2 protein-coding genes are annotated in these 1,538 nt (G+C 58.6%); both read left to right on the forward strand.

Annotated elements, in window-relative coordinates:
- Nucleotides 1–239, forward strand: a 239-nt coding sequence (locus tag GX108_08600; GenBank protein NLO57081.1) for an ATP--guanido phosphotransferase, incomplete at its 5' end; no start/stop codon positions are given.
- Nucleotides 240–274: 35 nt separating this feature from the next.
- A partial coding sequence (locus GX108_08605) for an AAA family ATPase (GenBank protein NLO57082.1) occupies nt 275–1,538 on the forward strand: 1,264 nt, incomplete at its 3' end.

Consider the following 1,538-nt stretch of genomic DNA (forward strand, 5'->3'; position numbering starts at 1 on the left):
GTTTTTCAAGGGTCATGGAAGCCAGGGAAGCCCTGGAACTGCTTTCCCTGGTGAGGATGGGTTCCGGCATGGGCATCCTTCCCTCTGTGCGTGTCGGCACAATGAACGCCCTCCTCATGGATATCCAGAAGGCCCATATACAGGCCAGGTCCTCCGAAGAGCTCTCTCCGGAAGAACTGGGAGTAAAACGATCGGAAATACTAAGGAAGGCTCTCGCTCCCGTTGAAGACGAAAGTTGAACGCGGGGCGGTTCCTTTAAATGGAGGTTCAGGTAATGTGGCAGTATTTCACTGAAAGAAGCAAGAAAGTGATACAACTGGCCCACAGGGAAGCCCTCAGGATGGGCCATGACGTTATAGGGACCGAGCACATCCTCATGGGGCTCGTAGCCGAGGACGATGGTGTGGCCGCTCGCATCCTCCAGTCTTCCGGCGTAACCCTCGAGGAGTTGCGGAACGTCGTTGAGCAGTTCGTCGGGCGGGGTGACCAGAAGAGCAAACCCGTGGATCTGCCTTTGAGTCCCAGGGCGAAAAAGGTCCTTGACCTTGCCATGCGCGAAGCCAAGGGGATGTCCGTGAATTACGTCGGAACCGAGCATATCCTTTTGGGGCTCATCTCCGAGGGCGAGGGCGTTGCCGCCCAGATCATCGCCTCAACGGGTATGGATGTCGAAAAGATCAGGGCCGAGGTCATAGCCGCCGTTTCGGCGGGCGAGGGGTCTCCCATCGATTCCGCCAGCAGCGGGGATGAGGGGCCCCAGAAGTCATCGGGCCGCACGAAGACGCCGACGCTGGACCAGTTGGGGATAGCCTTGACGGAGATGGCCCAGCGAAACGAACTCGACCCCGTCATCGGCAGGGCCAAGGAGATCCAGAGGCTCATCCAGATCCTCTCGCGGCGGACCAAGAATAACCCGGTGCTGATAGGAGACCCCGGCGTCGGCAAGACGGCGATCGTGGAGGGCCTGGCCCAGAAGATTATTGCCGGCGATATCCCCGAGGTATTGAAGGGCAAGAGAGTAGTGCAACTTAACATGGGTAACCTCGTCGCGGGCACCAAGTACCGGGGCGAGTTCGAGGAGAGGATGCGCAAACTCGTCAAGGAACTCCGTGATTGCAGGGATGTAATCCTTTTCATCGACGAAGTTCACACCATCGTAGGGGCCGGGGGAGCGGAAGGAGCGGTCGATGCCGCCAACATCCTCAAACCCAGCCTTTCGAGGGGCGAGTTCCAGGTGATCGGTGCCACGACGATCGATGAATACCGAAAAAATATCGAGAAGGACGCTGCCCTTGAAAGGCGCTTCCAGCCAATCATGGTGGAGGAGCCCGGCGTGGAGGATTCGATAAGGATCCTGGAAGGGCTCAGGGATAGGTACGAGGCTCATCACAGGGCCAAGATCACTGACAAGGCCCTCGAAGCCGCCGCCAGACTCTCAGCGCGCTATATTACCGAACGTCATCTACCCGACAAGGCCATCGACCTCATCGACGAGGCGGCAGCCCGGGCGAGATTGAAGACCATGGAGGCCCCGGAAA

Source organism: Thermovirga sp., assembly GCA_012523215.1.
GTDB lineage: Bacteria > Synergistota > Synergistia > Synergistales > Thermovirgaceae > 58-81.